Origin of the sequence: Litorimonas cladophorae, from assembly GCF_014652455.1 — a bacterium.
Classification (GTDB): domain Bacteria; phylum Pseudomonadota; class Alphaproteobacteria; order Caulobacterales; family Maricaulaceae; genus Litorimonas; species Litorimonas cladophorae.
Genome location: NZ_BMYV01000001.1, coordinates 285,449 through 305,625, shown reverse-complemented (window position 1 = coordinate 305,625; position 20,177 = coordinate 285,449). Strand labels below are relative to the sequence as shown.

23 protein-coding genes are annotated in these 20,177 nt (G+C 51.5%); 4 read left to right on the top strand and 19 right to left on the bottom strand.

Features of this window, described 5'->3' with window-relative positions; translation table 11 throughout:
* Nucleotides 1-8: 8 nt before the first annotated feature.
* From IE073_RS01585 to ndhC, 16 genes are all read right to left on the bottom strand, one after another.
* Nucleotides 9-611 (bottom strand): NADH-quinone oxidoreductase subunit J, encoded by a 603-nt coding sequence (locus IE073_RS01585; protein WP_189583671.1) that lies wholly within the window; start codon nucleotides 609-611, stop codon nucleotides 9-11.
* A 30-nt stretch (nucleotides 612-641) separates the two neighbouring features.
* Entirely contained in the window at nucleotides 642-1,130 is a 489-nt protein-coding gene (gene nuoI, locus IE073_RS01580; protein ID WP_189580415.1) for an NADH-quinone oxidoreductase subunit NuoI, read from the bottom strand.
* Nucleotides 1,130-2,239 carry an NADH-quinone oxidoreductase subunit NuoH gene (gene nuoH / locus IE073_RS01575; protein WP_189580413.1) on the bottom strand — a complete coding sequence of 370 codons (1,110 nt, stop codon included), beginning with the start codon at nucleotides 2,237-2,239 and terminating at the stop codon, nucleotides 1,130-1,132. Before nuoH ends, nuoI begins: the two co-directional genes overlap by 1 nt.
* 8 nt (nucleotides 2,240-2,247) lie before the next feature.
* The gene (nuoG, locus tag IE073_RS01570) at nucleotides 2,248-4,353 is read right to left on the bottom strand and encodes an NADH-quinone oxidoreductase subunit NuoG (protein ID WP_189580411.1); all 2,106 of its coding nucleotides are present in this window, start codon (nucleotides 4,351-4,353) and stop codon (nucleotides 2,248-2,250) included.
* Nucleotides 4,350-4,571: a hypothetical protein gene (locus tag IE073_RS01565; RefSeq protein WP_189580409.1), complete on the bottom strand. Its 222-nt coding sequence runs from the start codon at nucleotides 4,569-4,571 to the stop codon at nucleotides 4,350-4,352. The genes nuoG and IE073_RS01565 overlap by 4 nt, the downstream gene beginning before the upstream one ends.
* 12 nt (nucleotides 4,572-4,583) lie before the next feature.
* Nucleotides 4,584-5,039 carry a TM2 domain-containing protein gene (locus IE073_RS01560; RefSeq protein ID WP_189580407.1) on the bottom strand — a complete coding sequence of 152 codons (456 nt, stop codon included), beginning with the start codon at nucleotides 5,037-5,039 and terminating at the stop codon, nucleotides 4,584-4,586.
* A 4-nt stretch (nucleotides 5,040-5,043) separates the two neighbouring features.
* The gene (gene nuoF / locus IE073_RS01555) at nucleotides 5,044-6,351 is read right to left on the bottom strand and encodes an NADH-quinone oxidoreductase subunit NuoF (RefSeq protein WP_189580405.1); all 1,308 of its coding nucleotides are present in this window, start codon (nucleotides 6,349-6,351) and stop codon (nucleotides 5,044-5,046) included.
* 2 nt (nucleotides 6,352-6,353) lie between these two features.
* Nucleotides 6,354-6,560 carry a hypothetical protein gene (locus tag IE073_RS01550; protein ID WP_189580403.1) on the bottom strand — a complete coding sequence of 69 codons (207 nt, stop codon included), beginning with the start codon at nucleotides 6,558-6,560 and terminating at the stop codon, nucleotides 6,354-6,356.
* Nucleotide 6,561: 1 nt separating this feature from the next.
* Nucleotides 6,562-7,665, bottom strand: a complete 1,104-nt coding sequence (nuoE, locus tag IE073_RS01545; protein ID WP_189580401.1) for an NADH-quinone oxidoreductase subunit NuoE — start codon at nucleotides 7,663-7,665, stop codon at nucleotides 6,562-6,564.
* Nucleotides 7,662-7,865 (bottom strand): hypothetical protein, encoded by a 204-nt coding sequence (locus IE073_RS01540; RefSeq protein ID WP_189580399.1) that lies wholly within the window; start codon nucleotides 7,863-7,865, stop codon nucleotides 7,662-7,664. The genes nuoE and IE073_RS01540 overlap by 4 nt, the downstream gene beginning before the upstream one ends.
* A complete protein-coding gene (locus tag IE073_RS01535) occupies nucleotides 7,862-9,058 on the bottom strand; it encodes an NADH-quinone oxidoreductase subunit D (RefSeq protein ID WP_189580397.1) in 1,197 nt (398 codons plus the stop codon). The genes IE073_RS01540 and IE073_RS01535 overlap by 4 nt, the downstream gene beginning before the upstream one ends.
* A gap of 211 nt (nucleotides 9,059-9,269) precedes the next feature.
* Nucleotides 9,270-10,121, bottom strand: coding sequence for a hypothetical protein (locus IE073_RS01530; RefSeq protein WP_189580395.1), 852 nt, complete (start codon nucleotides 10,119-10,121; stop codon nucleotides 9,270-9,272).
* Between the two features lie 3 nt (nucleotides 10,122-10,124).
* On the bottom strand, nucleotides 10,125-10,937 hold the full coding sequence (locus IE073_RS01525; protein ID WP_189580394.1) for a hypothetical protein: 813 nt from the start codon (nucleotides 10,935-10,937) through the stop codon (nucleotides 10,125-10,127).
* A gap of 8 nt (nucleotides 10,938-10,945) precedes the next feature.
* Entirely contained in the window at nucleotides 10,946-11,539 is a 594-nt protein-coding gene (locus tag IE073_RS01520) for an NADH-quinone oxidoreductase subunit C (RefSeq protein ID WP_189580393.1), read from the bottom strand.
* 30 nt (nucleotides 11,540-11,569) lie between these two features.
* Nucleotides 11,570-12,121 carry a NuoB/complex I 20 kDa subunit family protein gene (locus IE073_RS01515; RefSeq protein ID WP_189580392.1) on the bottom strand — a complete coding sequence of 184 codons (552 nt, stop codon included), beginning with the start codon at nucleotides 12,119-12,121 and terminating at the stop codon, nucleotides 11,570-11,572.
* An 11-nt stretch (nucleotides 12,122-12,132) separates the two neighbouring features.
* Entirely contained in the window at nucleotides 12,133-12,498 is a 366-nt protein-coding gene (gene ndhC, locus IE073_RS01510; protein WP_189580391.1) for an NADH-quinone oxidoreductase subunit A, read from the bottom strand.
* Between the two features lie 335 nt (nucleotides 12,499-12,833).
* Between ndhC and IE073_RS01505 the strand changes: the two genes are divergently transcribed.
* A complete protein-coding gene (locus IE073_RS01505) occupies nucleotides 12,834-13,376 on the top strand; it encodes a hypothetical protein (protein ID WP_189580390.1) in 543 nt (180 codons plus the stop codon).
* Nucleotides 13,377-13,592: 216 nt separating this feature from the next.
* On the opposite strand, the gene IE073_RS14105 is transcribed toward IE073_RS01505, so the two are convergent.
* Nucleotides 13,593-13,910 (bottom strand): hypothetical protein, encoded by a 318-nt coding sequence (locus IE073_RS14105; RefSeq protein ID WP_233349713.1) that lies wholly within the window; start codon nucleotides 13,908-13,910, stop codon nucleotides 13,593-13,595.
* A gap of 344 nt (nucleotides 13,911-14,254) precedes the next feature.
* On the opposite strand from IE073_RS14105, the gene IE073_RS01495 reads away from it, so the two are divergent.
* Nucleotides 14,255-14,953, top strand: a complete 699-nt coding sequence (locus IE073_RS01495; protein ID WP_189580388.1) for a DUF3800 domain-containing protein — start codon at nucleotides 14,255-14,257, stop codon at nucleotides 14,951-14,953.
* A 204-nt stretch (nucleotides 14,954-15,157) separates the two neighbouring features.
* Here the strand turns inward: IE073_RS01495 and IE073_RS01490 are convergent, their stop codons facing one another.
* Together IE073_RS01490 and IE073_RS01485 are read right to left on the bottom strand one after the other, a co-directional pair.
* Nucleotides 15,158-16,165 (bottom strand): IS1595 family transposase, encoded by a 1,008-nt coding sequence (locus IE073_RS01490; protein WP_189580387.1) that lies wholly within the window; start codon nucleotides 16,163-16,165, stop codon nucleotides 15,158-15,160.
* Between the two features lie 631 nt (nucleotides 16,166-16,796).
* On the bottom strand, nucleotides 16,797-17,282 hold the full coding sequence (locus IE073_RS01485; RefSeq protein WP_189580386.1) for a YcgN family cysteine cluster protein: 486 nt from the start codon (nucleotides 17,280-17,282) through the stop codon (nucleotides 16,797-16,799).
* A 29-nt stretch (nucleotides 17,283-17,311) separates the two neighbouring features.
* Here IE073_RS01485 and IE073_RS01480 point away from each other — a divergent pair, with 29 nt between their 5' ends.
* Both IE073_RS01480 and IE073_RS01475 read left to right on the top strand, forming a co-directional pair.
* Nucleotides 17,312-19,303, top strand: coding sequence for a transglycosylase domain-containing protein (locus IE073_RS01480; RefSeq protein ID WP_189580383.1), 1,992 nt, complete (start codon nucleotides 17,312-17,314; stop codon nucleotides 19,301-19,303).
* Nucleotides 19,304-19,424: 121 nt separating this feature from the next.
* On the top strand, nucleotides 19,425-20,165 hold the full coding sequence (locus IE073_RS01475) for a CAP domain-containing protein (protein ID WP_189580380.1): 741 nt from the start codon (nucleotides 19,425-19,427) through the stop codon (nucleotides 20,163-20,165).
* The last annotated feature ends 12 nt before the right edge of the window (nucleotides 20,166-20,177 follow it).

The window sequence follows — 20,177 nt, the reverse complement described above, 5'->3', positions numbered from 1 at the left end:
CCCTTTCTTTATCCTAAGCCTTGGCCAGGTTCGATATCGATCAACTCGACACCGTCCTCGCGTGTGCGTGACATTTGTTTCGCAGCATTCTGTGTCCGAACCCCTTTGCGCTCGCGCAAGGTCAAGACTACAGCACCGATCAAGGCGACCAACAATATCAAGCCTGCCGCTTCGAAAGCGCCCGCGTAATCTGTGTAAAGAACTTGGCCAAATGCCTCGAGGTTGGTTGTGTTCGGGTCGGTGGGTACAACTGTCTTGCTCTCACCCGTGAAGTAAACGGCGCCCACCATGATCATTTCAGCCAGCAAAATTAACGCGACAGTCGCCCCGATACCGATGTATTGAAGAAATCCCTGTTTCAACTCTACGAAATCAACGTCCAACATCATCACGACAAAGAGGAACAGCACCGCAACCGCGCCGACATAGACCATGACCAATAGCAGCGCGATAAACTCCGCGCCCATCAAAATAAACAACCCTGCTGCAGAGAAGAATGTCAGAATGAGGTACATCACCGAATGCACAGGATTGCGCGACGCCACGACCATAAAGGCAGCAGCAACGGCGGTGAAGGCCATGAGATAGAATGTGATAGCGATGAGCACGATTCGAGTGTCCTGCGGTAAGTTGTCGAGCCCCTAGCGGTAGGGCGCGTCCAAGGCTAGATTTTTTGCGATCTCAGTTTCCCAACGATCACCATTCGAGAGTAGTTTTTCTTTGTCGTAATACAGCTCTTCGCGTGTCTCCGTCGCAAACTCATAGTTTGGACCTTCGACAATCGCGTCAACGGGGCAGGCTTCCTGGCAAAGACCGCAATAGATACATTTGACCATATCAATATCATAGCGCGTGGTGCGGCGTGACCCGTCAGTCCGTGGCTCTGATTCAATGACAATGGCTTGCGCGGGGCAGATCGCTTCGCAAAGCTTACAGGCGATACACCGTTCTTCGCCCGATGGATAACGGCGCAGCGCATGCTCGCCGCGGAAACGCGGAGAGATCGGACCTTTTTCAAACGGGTAGTTGATCGTGACCTTTGGGCGAACGAAATATTTCATCGCCAGAACGAAAGCCGAGATAAATTCCAGCAGGAATGCGGCGCGGATGACTTGCTTGATACGGCTCATTATGCGTTCCACCCAAAGTTATTGGCGGCCACTACAAAGGTTGACACCAATGCGACAGCGACAAGCGCAGTTGGCAGGAAGACTTTCCACCCCAAACGCATCAGCTGGTCATAGCGGTAACGCGGGACGATGGCTTTCACCATGGCGAACATGAAGAAAATGAAGGCTGTCTTCAGGAAGAACCAAAAGAATGGCGGCACTTGCAAACCAAAGGGCAAAGACACGTTAATCGGGGCGTGCCATCCACCTAAGAACAGGATCGTCATCATCGCCGACAACAACATGATGTTCACATATTCGGCAAAGAAGAACATCAGGAAAGGGGTAGATGAATACTCAACCTGATAACCCGCAACCAATTCAGATTCCGCTTCCGGAAGATCAAATGGCGGACGATTTGTTTCCGCTAAGGCACTGATAAAGAACAGAACACCCATGTAAAACATGATCGGCGCAATCAGGAGAATCCGCCAGCCATAGTCGCCGAATGGGTTGAGCAAGAACATGTTCCAATTGAAAATTCCAGGGCCCTGCGAATCGACAATTGTCGTCAAGTTCATTGAACCACTCAGGAAGATCACCGTTAGAATGATGAAACCAATCGAGACTTCGTAAGACACCATTTGTGCCGCAGAGCGCAACGCGCCCATGAATGGGTATTTCGAGTTGGACGCCCAACCGCCAATAATGATGCCGTAGACACCCAAGGACGACAGCGCGAGGACGTAGAGAACGCCAATATTAATGTCGGAAATGACCCAACCTGGCGCGACAGGCACAACGGCCCAAGCCGCAAACGCCATGACCAAGCCGATGATTGGCGCGAGAATAAAGAGAAATTTGTCTGATCCAGCTGGAATAACAATCTCTTTGAAGAAGAACTTCAGCGCATCGGCCATAGTCTGAAGCAGACCAAAAGCTCCAACCACGTTCGGACCCCGGCGCATTTGCACGGCGGCCCAAATTTTACGGTCAGCCAAGACAAGCGCGGCCACAAGCAAAGCCAGCGTTAGGACAAACAGCAGGACCTGCCCTGTTTTCAACAGGCTCCAGATAACCCAATTGCGCTCATCTGTTGCGGCCAATGCCACATCAGTTGTGGTTTGCATGACGGGGGTCATTCCGCGGCCTCATTTAGTTCCGGATTTAAACCAGCAATCACCGCTGAACATTCCGCCATAACGTTGGAGGCGCGCGCGATAGGGTTGGTCATATAGAAATCAGCAATCGGGTTCTTCAACATGTCCGTTGAGAGTTCGCCGGCTTTGCCCAGTGTGGTCGGGTCGAAGGCTTCAAGGCTCGGCGCAGAGTCGATTGACAAGAAACTTGGACAATCATCCATAAGCTTCACGCGCAGCGCTTCGAGACTATCATAAGGCAAGACCCGGTTCATTTTGGCCGACAATGCGCGAATGATCGCCCAGTCTTCTTTTGCTTCGCCCTTGGGCGCGACAGCGCGCGATGAAAGCTGCACGCGGCCTTCCATATTAACATAGAGGCCAGATTTTTCAGTGTAGGCGGCACCCGGCAGGATAACATCGGCGACATGCGCGCCGTTATCCCCGTGATGACCTTGGTAAATCACGAATGCGTCTTTGAGTTTGGACGTATCCAGCTCATCCGCGCCCATGAGGTAGACGGTTTCGATCGCACCTTGTTGCGCGGCATCAAGAATAGCATCCGTCGCCAGACCGCCCTCACCTGGGATGAAGCCCATATCCAGACCGCCAACGCGGGAGGCTGCACTGTGTAGAACGTTAAAGCCGTTAAAGTCGTCGCGCACCAAATTGACAGATTTAGCCAACTGTCCGATCGCTTCGAGTAAAGCCAAACCAGCTTCACCGCGCAGCGCCGCAGCCCCAACAATAATGACAGGATTCTTGGCGGCTTTGAATGTCTTGGCAAAACCAGATTTAGATTTCGCGAAAGTCGCAACGTCGGCAGCCGATGTACCAACATGGTCAACGGTGTAGGTCAAATCAGCCGCTTCGCCGATCAGGCCAATTTCTAAGTTGCCGTCGATCCAAGTCTTGCGAATACGTGTGTTGATCAATGGCGCTTCATGGCGCGGGTTCGTCCCGATCAACAAGATCGCGTCGGCATCTTCAATGCCAGAGATTGTCGTATTGAAGAGATAGCTTTGTCGCGGACCTTCCCCAATCAATGATCCATCTTGGCGACAGTCAATGTTACGAACGCCCAGCGAGTCCATCAGGTCTTTGAGCGCTTTCATCGACTCGGCGTCACAGAGATCACCTGCGATTGCAGCGATACGCGACGGATCAGCGGAAAGCTTTTCGGCAACAACGGCTAGCGCTTCGTCCCAATTGGCAGGTTGAAGTTTACCGTCTTTACGAATGAACGGGCGGTCCAAACGTTGACGCGCAAGACCGTCCCAGACGAACCGTGTTTTGTCGGAAATCCATTCCTCGTTCACGTCATCATTGGTGACGGGAAGAATGCGAAGAACCGCATCGCGCCGGCTATCGACGCGGATGTTACAACCAACGGCGTCCATTACGTCGATGGAATCGACCTTATCAAGCTCCCAAGGCCGGGCGTTAAACGCGTAAGGCTTGGATGTCAGCGCCCCAACAGGACACAGATCAATTACGTTGCCCGACATTTCAGATGTCAGTGACTTTTCAAGATATGTTGTGATCTCGGCATTCTCACCACGATTAACGAGGCCAATCTCTTGGACGCCGGCAACTTCGGTGATGAAGCGTACACAACGCGTACATTGGATACAGCGCGTCATGACCGTATTGACCAATGGGCCCATATGTTTGTCGTCAACGGCGCGTTTGTTTTCTTCGAAACGCGTGGCGTCACGGCCATAGCCCATGGCTTGATCTTGCAAATCGCACTCGCCACCTTGGTCGCAGATTGGGCAATCCAGCGGATGATTGATCAGCAGGAATTCCATGACGCCTTCGCGGGCTTTTTTCACGACTTCAGTATTTGTGCGGATATTGGCGGGTGTACCGTCACGGTTCGGACGCATGTCTTTGACTTGCAGCGCACAAGAAGCTTGCGGCTTGGGCGCGCCAACCCACTCGACCAGACACATGCGGCAGTTACCCGCCACGGATAGGCGCTCATGGTAACAGAAACGCGGAATTTCGGCGCCGCCATATTCCTCACACGCCTGCATCAGCGTGTAATCGGCGGGCACTTCATATTCAGTGCCATCAATATTTAATTTGCGGAGATCGGTCATTTTCCCAACTCTGGAACTTTAAGCACTGAAGCCATAAACTTATTTACGAAGAAGAACACGATTGCTCCGATTGCGCCGCCAACTGCGCCACCTAAAATCGCGCCCGCTGGATTTCCGCCCAACATATTTGCAATAATCGTCTTCACAATACCGAAGACAACAATGCCAACAATGGCACCTGTAGTGAAGGCAATTATCTGTTTGGCTTTATCACTCATCAGAGGAAACCCTTAGAACCAACTCTTAGTGCCGTACACATAGTCGTCTTGGAAAGCTTGGTTGTCTTTCACAAGATATATGATGGCCTCGATGAACGCGATCAGACAGATGATAAGGCCCGGGAGGATCAACAACCATCCAATTGTTCCGCAGAGGAGCATAATGACGCCAGCCGAAGTTTTGCCGAGGTAAAATTTATGAATGCCCAAACCGCCTAGGAAGAACGCCAGCAACGCAGCCACGATTTTATCTTTACCGCCAGGCGCAACATGCGACGCCCCAGCCATGGGATAAACGCCCATCGCAACATTACCTTCGAGCGGATCAAAATCGACAGGCAAACCCGCGCGCGGCGGTCCCGATTTGGACTTAAACTCGCCGCCTGTAAATTTATAACGTTGTCCATCCGACCCCGAAATCACGCCGATATGACGATCAAAATCATAGTCTAAAATTTTACCATCCATGATCTTACTCCGCCGCCTGCACGAATACAGGCTTATCGTTACGATATAGGTTGATGCGCTCTTCAATCTCTGGACGGAAGTGACGGATCAAGCCTTGGATTGGCCAAGCCGCCGCGTCGCCGAGGGCGCAAATTGTATGGCCTTCGATCTGTTTCGTCACATCAAGGAGCATATCAATCTCGGATGTTTTGGCGTTGCCAACAACCATGCGTTCCATCACGCGCCACATCCAACCCGTGCCTTCACGACACGGTGTACATTGGCCACAGCTTTCATGTTTATAGAAATAGCTCAGGCGCGCGATGGCTTTCACAACATCGGTGGATTGATCCATGACGATAACTGCCGCGGTGCCCAAACCAGATTGATGTTCACGCAGCGCGTCAAAGTCCATCAGGACGGTATCGCAAATCTCTTTTGGCAAGAGCGGAACAGACGAACCACCCGGAATAACGCATTTGAGGTTATCCCATCCACCGCGCACGCCACCCGCATGATGCTCAAGAAGTTGCTTCATCGGGATCGACATGGCTTCTTCGACATTGCAGGGACGATTGACGTGTCCAGAGATCGAAAAGACCTTGGTGCCCTTGTTGTTGTCACGACCAAAGCTGCTGAACCAATCTGCACCTTTGCGCAGGATTGTCGGCACAACGGCGATAGATTCAACATTATTCACGGTTGTTGGACAACCATAGAGGCCGGCATTCGCTGGGAACGGTGGCTTCAAGCGGGGCTGGCCTTTTTTACCTTCAAGGCTTTCAAGCAGCGCGGTTTCTTCGCCGCAAATATAAGCACCTGCACCGTGATGCATGTAAATATCGAAATCAAATCCAGAGCCACAAGCGTTCTTGCCGACGAGACCTGCCGCGTAAGCTTCATCAATTGCGGCCTGCAAACGGTTGCGTTCGAGGACATATTCCCCGCGTAGATAAATGTAACAGGCATTGGCTTGCATGGCGAAAGACGCAACGAGGCATCCCTCGATAAGCAGATGCGGGTCATGACGCATCATTTCACGGTCTTTACAGGTACCAGGCTCTGACTCATCGGCGTTCACGACGAGGTAATGCGGACGATTGCCAACTTCTTTTGGCATAAAGGACCATTTTAGACCCGTTGGGAAACCCGCACCGCCGCGACCGCGAAGGCCAGAGGCTTTGACTTGATCAATAATCCAGTCACGGCCCTGACCCAGCATCGCCGCTGTGCCTTCCCAAGCGCCGCGTTGCCGCGCGCCATCGAGTTTCCAATCATGGAGACCATAAAGATTTTTGAAAATCCGGTCTTCGTCTCTGAGGAGGTCAGCCATAGCTATTCTGTCCCAGCTTTTTCAGTGTTTTTCTTGCGGAAATACGCGGTCCAATAGCCTGCTGCGAGCACAGCGAAAAGAACAACAACGATTATATTTGACATCGGTACATCACCCGCTTTGGACGCAATATAGAGATTAAATCCCCATGCCAATGACGCCATGGTCATCAACACTGCCGTCACGAGTGTGTATTTCGTACCGAACATCTTAGGCCTTCTTTGCCGCAGCTTTAGCGAGTGCCTTAGCTTGCTTGACCCATTCATCGCGTTTGATGCGACCTGGGAAACGCGACAGGGCTTCGGCTTCGACCATTTTCACATCGGCGGCTTTCCAGGCACCGATTTGGCGATAGTAATAGATGCCTTTTTCGTTCAGCTCACGCTCGAATACAGGACCTACACCTTTGATAACTTTCAGATCATCTGGCGTGCCATCTGTTGGACCGTCTGTGTAAAGGACTTTTGGCGCCGCCTTAGCAACGGGCTTGGTCGCCTTAAGCTTCGGCGTCGCGGCAGATTTCGGCTTGGGATTGGGCTCTGTCGCGGCCTTCGGCTTGGCGGCCTTTGGCATGGCTTCAGCAGATTTAGACGCCGTGCCGGATTTGGTCGCACGTTTGCCTTTTGGATCACCCGCGTGACGAACAATCTCGACTTTTTTACCTTGGTTCGGAAGCTTCGTCAGCTTGCGGCCCGGCTTGTAGATTGACGCGTCTATCAAGACAGTCGCCCCGCCCTCAGGCTCTGACGTGTGGCGCGAATTTTGCGGACCCGGCTCAGGTTTTTCACCCGCAACCAATTTATCCAGTAGCGCGTCGAAACTTTCCGCTGTCAGATCTTCGTAATAATGGTCGCCATCGGCATTCGAGATTTGAACCATCGGCGCGTTCGAGCAAGCGCCCAAACATTCGACTTCCAGCCAGCTAAGCTTGCCATCCGCAGAAATCACATTTTGATTGCCGACACGGCGCTGCATGACAGCTTTCAAATCGTCCGACCCGCGCAACCAACACGGCGTTGTACCGCAAAGTTGAACGAAATGCTCACCCACAGGGGCAAGATTATACATCGTATAAAATGTCGCGACTTCGTAGACGCGGATATAGGCCATGCCGAGTTTATCAGCCACAGCCCGCATGGTCACCTCTGGAAGCCAGCCGCCCGCATCCTTCTGGGCGATCCAAAGCGCAGGTATCAGCGCCGAACGCTGACGATCCGCGGGGTATTTCGCCACCCACATATCAATTTCTTTTTCAGCCTCAGCCGAGAACATAAAGCTCTCAGGCTGTTTCAGGGCCATGCGTTGCGCACTCATTTCATAAACCTTGTGATCCGAACATCTTGATCCATCATGAAACCGTCTTCGATAATTTTGCCATGCGGCATGTGCGCGATGACGACATCATCGTCTGATTGCAGCACTTGAACGTGAAATCCGTCGGCGTGATAGGCGGAGACAACTTGATAGCCCAGAGCCAAATAATCCATATATGTTTTCTTCAACGGATCACTCATCGGTCGATCTCCCCGAAAACGATATCAAGCGAGCCGAGGATCGCGGAGACGTCCGCCAGCATATGACCGCGATTCAGGTAATCCATCGCCGCCAAATGCGGGAAACCTGGCGCGCGAAGCTTTACCCGATACGGCTTGTTCGAGCCATCGGAGACTAAATAAACGCCAAACTCGCCCTTAGGCGCTTCGACACACGAATAGACCTCACCCGCAGGGACATGTACGCCCTCTGTGTAAAGTTTAAAGTGATGGATCAGCGCTTCCATGCTTTGCTTCATCTCGGCACGGCGCGGTGGCGCGACCTTGCTATCCTGCGTCATGACCGGACCCACAGGCATCATTTCGATGCACTGCTTCATGATCTTCACAGACTCATACATTTCTTCGACACGGCAGAGGTAGCGGTCATAGCAATCGCCATTTTTGCCGAGTGGGATTTTGAAATCGAGCTCGGAGTAAACTTCGTAAGGCTGGTTACGACGTAAATCCCACGCCAGACCCGACCCACGGATCAAAACGCCAGAGAACCCCCGCTCGTGGCAATCGGCCTCAGTCACGACACCGATATCGACGTTGCGCTGTTTGAAAATACGGTTTTCAGTCAACAGCGTTTCAATATCTTGTAGCTTCTCTGGGAATTGCTCACACCACGCGTAAATATCTGCGATCAAAGCTTCGGGAAGGTCCTGATGGACACCGCCGGGACGGAAGTAATTGGCGTGCATGCGGGACCCGCAAGCGCGCTCATAAAACACCATCAACTTTTCGCGCTCTTCGAAGCCCCACAGCGGCGGCGTCAACGCGCCGACGTCCATGGCTTGCGTTGTAATGTTGAGCAGATGGGAGAGAATACGGCCGATTTCAGAGTACAGCACACGAATGAATGACGCCCGGCGCGGCACGCCAATATCAGCGAGCTTTTCGATCGCGAGACAGAACGCATGCTCTTGGTTCATCGGCGAGACATAATCCAGACGATCCAAATAGGGCAGCGCCTGCAAATAGGTTTTATGCTCCATCAGCTTTTCAGTGCCGCGATGCAGCAAGCCGATATGTGGGTCTACGCGCTCTACAACTTCGCCTTCCAACTCCAACACAAGGCGCAAAACACCATGCGCCGCGGGATGCTGCGGACCAAAGTTGATCGTGAAATTACGCTCATTACCGTTTACGATAGCTTCAGTGGTGGTCATTATGCGAATGCCTCACTCTTAAAATGATCCATGGGCCAAGCCTTAAAAGCTAAAACGTAAAGCACGACGAGATTTAGCAAAGGAACTACCATCAATAAACTCATCCAAGGCGACCACCCCGCTCTGGGAAATATTTTCCAAAACGGAACAATTTGCACAGCTATGACGGCAAGCACCACCAATAGCTGAACGACTCCAATATCAGCACCCATTATGTACCCTCCGCCTGCGCAGAGACAGCCTGATCAACTTGCGCTTCACAAGACGCATTCTGCGCCTCATATCCGCTGAGTTTCGTCAGACCTTCTACACCATTATTAGCGAGTGCACGCCAATATTCGCTTTGAGCCCGGATATCATCTGGCGCAACCTGACCATCTTGGATCGCGGAGACCAGAGACGTCATCCAGATATTAGAATAAGCGGCTAAAGACGGATCCGTCATTTTGTTCGCATGATAGATCGCAACGCAGGAAACTTTATCTGCAATGGACGCGCCACCCAATTCTGAGGCCTGCGCCTCAATCAAATTCAATCCAGAATCGAGTTCAGCCCTTGTTCGGCCCATCTTTTCCCAAATCGTCGGATCGGTCGCTTCGGCCATATTAAGGCTTTCACGAATGCTCAAAAACCCAGTCTGAACGACGATCGCCCCTGTGTACTCCCCACACGCTTCGCCCGTGGCCGATGGCGTGGGTAGTTTCGGCAAAATCGATTCAACCGCGCGCTTATCGCCTCCGAATGGGAGTACGTCGCCAACATCGTCAGCATCCAAAAACTCGCGTCCGATATGACGCCATAGCTCCATGCCCGTCTCAGTCGCACGCTGGACAAGCTCATTATCACTGAACTTTTCACCAGCCAGAAGGTTACCCACAATCCGGCATCTCTTGGCGTCGGATGCCAGCAAATTCGGCATATTATACGGCAACAGATCGAAACGATGATCTATAACGGCGGGAATATCATTCGCGCTGGAAGGCGCACAGCTGACAGCCGTCGCCGCTAGACAAAGCGTGCCGACAGACGCCAATGCGGACCGATATGTCAGGTGAGTGCGCAAGCCCTAATCCCAATCAACCAAGCTGACGGGCCCTGGCATTTCGCCATCCTCAGACGCAGCAGGTTGGTTCAACTTATGCTCAAATGTCGCGCGCTCATATTTTTCGCCGCACGTTTCGTACAAACCCAACACGACATCTTTATCCGCAGATTTCAGCGCCACTTTTTCATCAGCAATTTTGAGATTTTCAATCAACTCATCTTGCGGCGCACCTTCGCGGTGACGCGCTTGGATGTAGACCTTATTCCACGTCGAAGCTTGGATCAGCGAGTCAATCAAACCTGCGAGACTCGTTCCCGCTTTCTCCGACGCGATTGCATAGCAAAGACGCGCCGTATCGGCGTTCACGCCCGTGATTAGCGCCGCTTTTTCATTGGTTAAGCCAATATTCTTAACCTTCGTGCGCTGCATAGGTTTCCCGCAACGCTTATTCGAATCCTTAGCTAATTTGAAAAGACGCTTGCGTTCTTTTTTATCCGCCGCCTGGAACAGCGCATATTCCGATTTAACGGCATCAATGCGGTTTTGGAAAATTACATCTGTCTGCGTGCGGTCCTGCAAGATGAGCTCAAGTTTTGGCCCAGCCTCTACAGCTCGCAAATATTTCGTCGAATCCGGTTTGATCAAATCATAGTCAGCCGCCTTCTCAACGACCTTGGCACCAAGCAAACAAAGCTGTGCGCGGTCTGCGTCAAAACCGCGGCTTTCATCCAAAGTTGGAAGCGCGTCAAACAACGGCGTTTGCGCTGCCGCAGAACTAGCGGCCGCCACACTTGCGCTCGTTACGATCCATGCCTTCAAAAAACTTCGCATCATTAAGACCCTTATTTCGCTTCCGCTTTTTCATCACCCGGCAGATCATATTTTCCGCCTTCCCAGGGGTTCATGAAGTCGAAGCTTCTGTATTCTTGCGGCAGGTTGACGGGTTCGTAGACAACGGCTTTACGGCCTTCGTCATAGCGCACTTCGACAAAGCCAGAGAGCGGGAAGTCTTTGCGTAAGGGATAGCCCTCAAAACCATAATCCGTAAGGATACGGCGTAAGTCAGGATGGTTTTCAAACGCAATACCATACATATCGAAGGCTTCGCGCTCATACCAATCAGCATTCGGGAAAATCGCAGCCGAGCTCAGCACGGGCGTATCTTCATCCGTCGTGATCTTGATACGAATGCGCGTGTTCTGCGCCATTGATAGCATGTGATAGACGACCTCAAAACGGCGCGCGCGAGACGGGTAATCAACACCCGCAATGTCAATCAACTGCGTGAATTTGCAAATCGGATCATCGCGCAGGAACGTCAACACGGTCAGAATTTCCGCACGACGAGCGTTCAGCGTCAGCTCACCAAAGGCAACTGTCGCGCTGTTAATCGCCTCGCCGAGTTGGCTTTCGATATGGTCTTTGAGATCTTCCATGAGCTCTTTTCGCTTTTGTCGCGCGCTAACCTAGCGCTCAATATTGCCTTCGCGGCGGATTTTCTTCTGCAATTGCAAAATGCCGTAAACCAGTGCTTCCGCGGTCGGTGGGCACCCAGGCACGTAAATATCGACAGGCACAATACGGTCACAGCCCCGCACAACGGCGTAGGAGTAATGGTAATAGCCGCCGCCATTGGCGCAGCTGCCCATTGAAATCACGTAACGCGGATTTGGCATTTGGTCGTAAACCTTGCGCAGCGCTGGGGCCATTTTATTGGTCAGCGTACCCGCAACGATCATCACGTCGGACTGACGGGGGGACGCACGCGGCGCAAAGCCGAACCGCTCGACGTCATAACGCGGCATAGACGCCTGCATCATTTCAACGGCGCAACAGGCCAGACCGAAAGTCATCCACATCAAAGACCCCGTACGCGCCCATGTAATCAAATCATCGGACGCCGCAGTAATAAAGCCTTTGTCGGCCAGTTGATCGGACAAGCCCGAAAAACCAACGTCATGTTGTTTTGGATTATACGCTGGTGTGCCAACGTCGCCATTTGGGTTTACGAGTACCATTGTGCTGCTCCCTATTCCCAATCCAACGCACCGATTTTCCACGCATAGGCCAAACCAGCGGCCAGCTCTGCAAGGAAGATCATCACGATTAGCCACGCGCCCCACGTCATCGACTCAAGCGACACAGCATATGGGAACAGAAACGCGACTTCGATATCAAAGATAATGAAAAGAATGGCGACCAAATAAAACCGCACATCAAACTTCATGCGCGAGTCATCAAAGGCGTTGAAGCCACACTCATATGTCGAGACTTTCTCAAAATCAGGATCCTTTGGCGCGATGACCGCAGGGACCAACAAAAAGAGGAGAGACAACACCAGAGCAATTCCGAAAAGAATGACAACTGGCAGGTATCCAATGAGGAAATTGGTCATAAACTCGCACACAAAAATCGGCAGACTCAGAGAGGTCCGCATTTGGGCCGGAACCTATTGCCGCAAAGGGGGCATTGCAACGGACAATCTGACGCTTTTGTAAGGGTTTTACAGGCTACCCTTTACCCTAAATTACTGAAACTTCGATTATAAATGCGAATGATTTGCAACTACGCACATATTACCCAGAGAGTCGTCTCGGCAAACCCTTATCTGAAACATGATCTTAACCAAGAAACCCGCCATTTCCCAAATCACGCCACCCATAACCTATTCGTAAAATCACGCGCATAAAGCTATGAGTGAACGTAGACGTTGAGATAGTCCTTGAGGATATGAGCAAGAAGACATTTGTATTAAGCGGGCTACTTCTAATCCATGCCTACTTCCTAACTGTCGCAGCATCTATGTATCTGCGCGCCAGCAAGGCTAATGACTATTCAGACCTATCTGTGGCCTTTTACTTGGTGATATTACTCGTACTTTTCACTATGCTCTGGAAGAGATTCCAGACTGTGGGCCGAAAGAAGCGGACACTTGTCTGGTGCGCTATTTTTTGGTTACCGTCGGTCATAATCGGCACCTACGCTCTTCACCTCTCCCCTTATATGAGTATTATGATTTTCGATGCTGGTTTTTGGCATGAATTACAAACCACAACTCGAACAGAAAGTGGTTGGTCTACCGCGGTTAAAATTGAATTCGTACTGCCCATGTTCCCCGCCAATTATGTCATCCATTGGGGCCTTTTCGCCCTACTCTGGTTCGGCGCTCAAACCCCGAAAGGCAGATCACCCAGTGCGGGCCGCAGTCTGACGACCAGCGCCAAACAGACGGTTTTGAACGCCCTAAATATTGGACGCCTTCGTCATGGGTGATGCCAAAATCGTAACATGTGGTTAGACCTTAGCCTAGGCCTAACCGAAGGAAATTGCTCGTTCGTTTCGAAAGTCTTTCCCGCTTTTCGGAAAAACTAAATTCAACGATTTCATGGACTTATAACAAAATTCGGCGTATGTGTCTTTGACAAACCCATTAATAAGAATCTTTCTTTACCCTCACCTGCTAGAGGTAGGGGTATGAAAGCTAAACTATCACTTATCCGCGTTTTGCGGCTGTTTACGTCCAGTGCGGCTGGACACGCCAGACTTTCGAAGTGCGCGCTTAACTTGGCGCTTGGACGCTCCGTTTCGCTGAATGAGCTTTTCGGTTTGACGTCCCTCACTAACACGCCGCCAAGCCATCTCCAACTTGGGTCCGATTGGGTCCAGCATACCGAGACTGGAAGCGTTGTTTGGGTTGGTAGTCAAAACCCTAACGTTGTGAACGCCCTCATGGTTGGAGATCCCTTCATAACGCTTGAGGATTGATTGCGCATTGCCTCGGGCAACCACAACGAAAGACAAGGTCATAGGATTGTCGGTAGCGTCTAAGACGCTGTGGAGAATGCTCTTACCGATGTGAGCTATTACTTCGGGGCTATCCTCTATTTTCTTTTTTAAATGAATCTGAACTAAAAAAACGGTGTTGGCCTGAGCCATATTATCAACCTTTTCTCCCCTTACCCAAGCTTAATAAGCGATTCGCGCGTGAGGCGCAACAATGTTCACACTGTGTTCTCAACAGCCTATCTGCTAGGCGACTCGACTTAGCCCTGCGATTCACCCTTTATAGGTGCATCTTGTGGTTTTGCGATTCGTTTGAGTTTTTCAGCAAAGCCTCGTTCGGATTCATCGCACTCTAGCTCACGGGCTGTTTGTTTGAATTTTTCGATTTGGGTTTGGTTTTTAGGCATATGAGTAGGGCTTACATTTTTTCCGACGAAGCGGGTTGTTTCGTTTTTAAGCGTAACGAACGGGCCAGTCGTTACTTTATTGTCTGCACTGTCACCATGACAGATTGTGACTTAGGTACGGCACTACAAGACTTAAGGCGAGATATGATATGGCGCAAGATGCCTGTAAAGCACCACATGTTCCACTGCACTCAAGACAAACAAGAGGTAAGGGATGAGGTTTTTGAACTCTTATCCCACCACGAATTTAGGATTGATGTTACAATCCTAGAGAAATCTAAAGCACAGCCTCAAACTCGCACCACAAATGATAGATTTTATAAATATGCATGGTTTTATCATCTTAAGACAATTGGCCCCGCGCTGATGTATGGGCATGATGAAGCCATGATCTCCGCAGCCGCCATTGGCACTAAAAAAGGTCAAGCTGTCTACACAAGCGCCGTTAACGACGTCATGCAGCAAACTATTAGAGGGAAGACTTGGGAAACATCATTTCCCCCTTCACAAGCCGACCCATGCTTGCAAATCGCAGATTATTGCGCATGGGCAATCCAGAGAAAATGGGAGCGTGACGACACTAGGTCATACGACATAATTGAAAACAAAGTTCGACGGGAATATGACTTATTCGCCCGTGGTACTCATCATTACTATTAAGGAAAAAAGAGCGGCCCGCAGCTTAGCTATCCGTTAGGAAGCGCCCGAGGGGTCTTATCACTAAGTAAGGGCCGCGACTCACAAGTAGTCAATAATTGGTTGAGGTCAAGTTAACAGTTTGTAGTGAGTCAAAATGACTCACCACCTAAAGGGGCGACTTAGAAGTCGAATTTATATTGCACTTCGCCTTTTACTGGCGTCTTTTTAGTTAGGCCCATGATACGTCAAACGCTTGCCTACGATACCCTGCAAGGCGTTTGCCGTCCGTTCTATGTCATTGACGCCGAGGCGTTCACGGTTGTTATAGCGGAAGTCGTATTCAGCGAGATAGCGGTGTAGATGCTTCTCAGAACAATGCTGATACACGCCTTTCATGCCGCGTTTAAAGATACTGAAATAGCCTTCGATTGTGTTCGTCGTGACGTTGCCACGTGCGTATTCTTTGTGGCTATGTGTCACGAACTCATGGTTCGCGTATTGAGCGCCTACGCGAGTGTATAGCTTGCTTTCGTCAGTCATAAGATGCGTCTGGCGATCAACGTTTTCGGTGACGATCTTAGCGACATTAGAAACCGTCGCGCTATCAACTTTAAACGAACGCACAGAGCCGCCACGCTCAACAAGCGATACGATGATATGCTTGTTGTGATACACGGCTGGGTTCGGCTTAGAGCTTAGAATATGGCCGTTTTCGTCGCGAGTAATGATGCGGGGCAGTTTGGCACGGGCTTTGAGGCTCAACTTGTTGCCAAAATATGTTTCGTCAGCTTCGACAATAGAACCTTCGCCGCCCATCGGTGGCATAGCGTTAGACGCCATAGCTTCACGCAAGCGGTGAGACATAAACCACGCCGTCTTGTAAGTGACTTCCAATGTGCGCTCTAGCTGTTTGGAGCTGATACCCTTCTTGCTGGACATCATTAGATAAGCGGCTTGCAACCACTTGTGCAAAGGGACGTGAGAGCTTTCAAAAACAGTGCCGACACGTACAGTAAACTGCTTGCGACATGCGCCACACTTCTTTAGGCCGTGCCGCTCCACGCCATTAGGGTTCTTTTTAGAAGCCTTAGATCGAACACCCTCTAGCGCGTAAATCTTCTTTTCAGTGTTTCCGCACTTTGGGCATACGGGCTTATCGCCCCAGATCAGACCTTCGAGATACTCAAAGGCGGCGGCTTCATTGTGAAAGAATGGCTTAGATAGGATGCTCATGCATTCTAGATACCAGATGCGGTGGGTTTGTCAAGTATATATACGCCCAAAATTCAACAATCGTCTCCCCGCTTTCGGATTCTGTGTCATTTTAAAGCTGTCTTCTTTCAACGGGCGGTCATGTGCACATTGATCTGATCGGAAAGAAGCGGCGCTTGTCATTGGGGGAGATCGGGTAATGTCGGTCAATCTGGGTGGCGGATTGTGAGCTGTTTACGCCTCGACTGCGTAGCTCGGCCAATCTTGGAAAAAGGCGTCGTCGCGAGTGTCCCTTCGGGGTCGAAAACCAAAACCAAGCTTTTCCAGTTCCGCTGGACCCTAGAATACACTCGCGAACATCCCGTCACTCGGGACATTTTTCCAGACTACGAGATACAGGAACCGAAATGGTTCTGCGGCGCGAAACGCAGAAAGGTGGCTAAATCGCCCCACCTCTCTCTTCGTCTTCACAAGACCTGTTCTTGTGATCCACAGGTAACTGACTTGTGGATTGCAAGGTCGAGCCTTGCAATGACTAGGCATGAGGTTGCGTGCGTGGCGGACATTTGCGTGTCCCTCGACCTATGCCGGCGCCCGATAGAGCATCGCCGCTATCCCCTTCGGGGCAAACCCTATCGGGTAACGTCGATGGTTAAACAATATCAGGTTCACCCGGCCAGATGACGATCCGTGTAGGAATATCATCTTCGTCGACCAAGACTTCGCTCGTCACCGCGTCTTGGACGCTCATACCGACCTCATGGATAGTGTCGCGCGAGCCTGAGACAAGATGGTGATACTCTGGCAGGTCTTTGCCTTCCGAGACGAGGCGATAGGCACAAGTCTGCGGCATCCATTTCAGCTGGCTGACATTGACGGGCGTCAGCGTCACGCAATCAGGCACCAATTTGGAGCGATTGGCGTAATCCCCGCACCGACAGGTTTCGGGATTGAACAGCTTGCACGCCACATCTGTAATGTAGATTGCGCCTGTATCTTCGTCTTCCAAACGGATGCAACAACACTTACCGCAGCTATCACAGAGGCTTTCCCATTCCTCACGGCTCATTTCCGCCATATTTTTGGTTTTCCAAAAGGCTAGCTCTTGAGTAGATTGGGGCTTAGGTGTCTGAGTCATAACGCGCCCTTTAGGGGGCAAAGGAGAGAATGCCAACATTTCGTGCTGACATAAACCCGCAAGCGGTGGCGAATGATAATCGCAAGCGCAAACGGCGTGCGATTTGGTTGTTGATTTTGGCGATCCTTTGCGGCGTTACGGCCGTCGGGTATTTCCAGACGCGCTATTATTTGCTCAAGGATTTACCCTCCCTGCCCGATAAGCGAACGATGTGGGAGTTGAACCTGCAACCGACGATTACCCTGCTGGATAAGGACGGGAAAGAGATCGGCCATCGAGGACCTTATATTGGCGCACCTCTGAAACTCGGCCAAATGCCGAGCTATGTTGGGGATGCCTTTCTCGCGATTGAGGACGAGCGGTTTTATCAACACGCCGGTATCGACAACAAAGCGATCCTCCGCGCCCTGTTCGAGAACACCCGCGCAGGTGAGAAGACCCAAGGCGGATCGACACTGACGCAGCAACTGGTCAAGAACATCGTGTTGTCGCCTGAGAAGTCTTACCGCCGGAAATTCCAAGAAGCTGTCCTCGCGCGGGACATGGAAGCCGTATTGTCCAAGCCTGAAATCCTCGAGCTTTATATCAACCGTATTCCAATGGGGCCGCGCGTTTTTGGCGTCGAAGCCGCCGCGCAGAAATATTTCGGCAAGTCAGCGAAAGAGATCAACCTCGCCGAGGCCGCATTGTTGGCGGGTCTGCCTCAAGCCCCATCGCGTTATAATCCAACGCAACATTACGACCGCGCGGTGACACGTTCTAAACTCGTGCTCCAGCGCATGGTCGCCAATGACATGATCACCATGGCGCAGCAGCAGGAAGCGCTAGATAACCCGCCGATCATTGCCGAAGACGCCGAGCCCCTGATTGATGAAAATGCGATCGGATATATCTTCGACATGATTGCGGAACAGGCACCTACGCTAGTCACCGATGGTCAAAAGGATCTGATCATTACAACAACGATTGATACGGAACGCCAAAAAATCGCGCAATCGGCTTTGGAAGATATGCTTGTCAAATCGGCCACACGGAAGAAAGTCAGTGAAGGCGCCATTGTCTCTATCGACAATGCCACGGGCGCGGTCTTGGCCCTCGTTGGCGGGCGGGATTATCAGACGTCGAAATTCAACCGCGCCGAACAAGCCAAACGACAACCAGGCTCTAGTTTCAAAACCTTTGCTTACGCCGCAGCCCTCGAACACGGATTCACCCCTGGAACGGTCAGGATCGACCAGCCCACACAGATTGGGAATTGGGCCCCAGAAAATTACACGCGTCGCTATCGCGGGCCGATGACGGTGCGCGAAGCTTTAAAGCTTTCGATCAACACCATTGCCGCGCAGGTCACGGCAGAAGTTGGCCCGTCGCAAGTCGCATCTCTCGCCAAACGTTTTGGCATCGACAGCGAATTGCGGCCCGAATACTCCCTCGCGCTTGGGTCATCTGAAGTCACGCTCGTCGAAATGACACGCGCTTATTCTGTCTTTGCCAATGAAGGGCTTTTACGGCCCACGCATATGATCACGGAAATTCGCAACACGTCTGGTGCACCGCTTTATAAACGCCGCACGGTCGCAGGCCGTCGAGTTTATCCCGTACCCTATGCGCGTCAAATGACATCCATGCTCCGCGATGTTATCGACACGGGCACAGGTCACGGCGCGCGTCTTGGCAATCGTCAAGCGGGCGGAAAGACGGGAACGTCACAAGATTACCGCGATGCATGGTTCGTCGGTTTTACCGCGCAACTCACCACGGGCGTTTGGCTTGGTAATGACGACAACTCCTCCATGCGGAAAGTCACGGGCGGTTTGCTGCCGGTCGATGTGTGGAAAGACTATATGCGTGCCGCGCATAAAGGGCTGCCCAATGCCGCGCTCTCTGCCCCCGATCCCAATATTGATGATGCCCGCGCGCAAGCGCTGGCGACTTTTTATGAAGGTTTGGGGGAAGCCTTCATTCAAGAACGCGACATGGCCGCTGGCGGCGGCAGTGCGCAGACAGGCGCAGGACGCTAGGGTCAACGGCCTATCCTGATTAAGTTAACCTGACCAAGAATTAATCGATTTTGAACCGATCGTTAGGGTTTAGGCTGTCATTCTACCTTTGAAAATTTGGATCGATTTATAAGTTGACGTCATGGGAATACGACACTGGGCAATAGGAACTACGGCCACGCTGGTAGCCTTTACGATCACGGCAGGACTTGCTTTTGCAGACCCCTATATTGGCACGCCCCGCGCTGAAAGCGCGAGCCAAGCTTTACTGGATGAAGATGACGGCACTTATAAAGTCGAAACCGTAACCTCTGTCGAAAGGTGCGAAGCCTTGTGCAAAGCCGATAGCCAGACCTGTCGCGGCACCGTTATATATCAGCCCGATGTCACAAAACCCGAGATGTTCTGTCGGCTTAATAATGGATTTGGTGAAAACGCTGTCTTCCCACGCGTCCCGCCCGAAAGCTTGGACTTCGATCAAGCACTGTCAGATCTAAATGCTTATCGCGCGTCCAAAGGTTTGCATACCCTGCATTATAATGAGAAGCTAAACCTCGCCTCCGAAGTCCACGCCCGTGATCTCGCGTCGTCGGGTACGATCAGTCACACTGGCAGTGACGGATCTGGCCACGGCGACCGCATTCAACGCCAAGGCTATTACTTCACGATTGCAGGCGAGAATGTCGCCACAGGCCAGATGAGTTGGGACGCGGTTTTCAAGGCGTGGAAGAAATCGCCAGGGCATAATGCCAATTTGCTGCGCGATGATGTCACGGAATTTGGACTGGCTCTCGTCTATGAACCCACCACAACCTATTCGACCTATTGGGCGATGCTTGTCGCCGACCCGTTTCCCGAGAATGCCTTTACAGGAGCGAATTAGACGCGCTCTTTA

What these genes read in the sequence shown, in the direction of transcription:
- nuoI (WP_189580415.1), bottom strand. Translation starts at nt 1,130, where the DNA reads ATGAGCCGTATCAAGCAAGTCATCCGCGCCGCATTCCTGCTGGAATTT.
- nuoH (WP_189580413.1), bottom strand. Translation starts at nt 2,239, where the DNA reads ATGCAAACCACAACTGATGTGGCATTGGCCGCAACAGATGAGCGCAAT.
- nuoG (WP_189580411.1), bottom strand. Translation starts at nt 4,353, where the DNA reads ATGACCGATCTCCGCAAATTAAATATTGATGGCACTGAATATGAAGTG.
- IE073_RS01565 (WP_189580409.1), bottom strand. Translation starts at nt 4,571, where the DNA reads ATGAGTGATAAAGCCAAACAGATAATTGCCTTCACTACAGGTGCCATT.
- IE073_RS01560 (WP_189580407.1), bottom strand. Translation starts at nt 5,039, where the DNA reads ATGGATGGTAAAATTTTAGACTATGATTTTGATCGTCATATCGGCGTG.
- nuoF (WP_189580405.1), bottom strand. Translation starts at nt 6,351, where the DNA reads ATGGCTGACCTCCTCAGAGACGAAGACCGGATTTTCAAAAATCTTTAT.
- IE073_RS01550 (WP_189580403.1), bottom strand. Translation starts at nt 6,560, where the DNA reads ATGTTCGGTACGAAATACACACTCGTGACGGCAGTGTTGATGACCATG.
- nuoE (WP_189580401.1), bottom strand. Translation starts at nt 7,665, where the DNA reads ATGAGTGCGCAACGCATGGCCCTGAAACAGCCTGAGAGCTTTATGTTC.
- IE073_RS01540 (WP_189580399.1), bottom strand. Translation starts at nt 7,865, where the DNA reads ATGAGTGATCCGTTGAAGAAAACATATATGGATTATTTGGCTCTGGGC.
- IE073_RS01535 (WP_189580397.1), bottom strand. Translation starts at nt 9,058, where the DNA reads ATGACCACCACTGAAGCTATCGTAAACGGTAATGAGCGTAATTTCACG.
- IE073_RS01525 (WP_189580394.1), bottom strand. Translation starts at nt 10,937, where the DNA reads ATGATGCGAAGTTTTTTGAAGGCATGGATCGTAACGAGCGCAAGTGTG.
- IE073_RS01520 (WP_189580393.1), bottom strand. Translation starts at nt 11,539, where the DNA reads ATGGAAGATCTCAAAGACCATATCGAAAGCCAACTCGGCGAGGCGATT.
- IE073_RS01515 (WP_189580392.1), bottom strand. Translation starts at nt 12,121, where the DNA reads ATGGTACTCGTAAACCCAAATGGCGACGTTGGCACACCAGCGTATAAT.
- ndhC (WP_189580391.1), bottom strand. Translation starts at nt 12,498, where the DNA reads ATGACCAATTTCCTCATTGGATACCTGCCAGTTGTCATTCTTTTCGGA.
- IE073_RS01505 (WP_189580390.1), top strand. Translation starts at nt 12,834, where the DNA reads ATGAGCAAGAAGACATTTGTATTAAGCGGGCTACTTCTAATCCATGCC.
- IE073_RS14105 (WP_233349713.1), bottom strand. Translation starts at nt 13,910, where the DNA reads ATGACCTTGTCTTTCGTTGTGGTTGCCCGAGGCAATGCGCAATCAATC.
- IE073_RS01490 (WP_189580387.1), bottom strand. Translation starts at nt 16,165, where the DNA reads ATGAGCATCCTATCTAAGCCATTCTTTCACAATGAAGCCGCCGCCTTT.
- IE073_RS01485 (WP_189580386.1), bottom strand. Translation starts at nt 17,282, where the DNA reads ATGACTCAGACACCTAAGCCCCAATCTACTCAAGAGCTAGCCTTTTGG.
- IE073_RS01480 (WP_189580383.1), top strand. Translation starts at nt 17,312, where the DNA reads ATGCCAACATTTCGTGCTGACATAAACCCGCAAGCGGTGGCGAATGAT.
- IE073_RS01475 (WP_189580380.1), top strand. Translation starts at nt 19,425, where the DNA reads ATGGGAATACGACACTGGGCAATAGGAACTACGGCCACGCTGGTAGCC.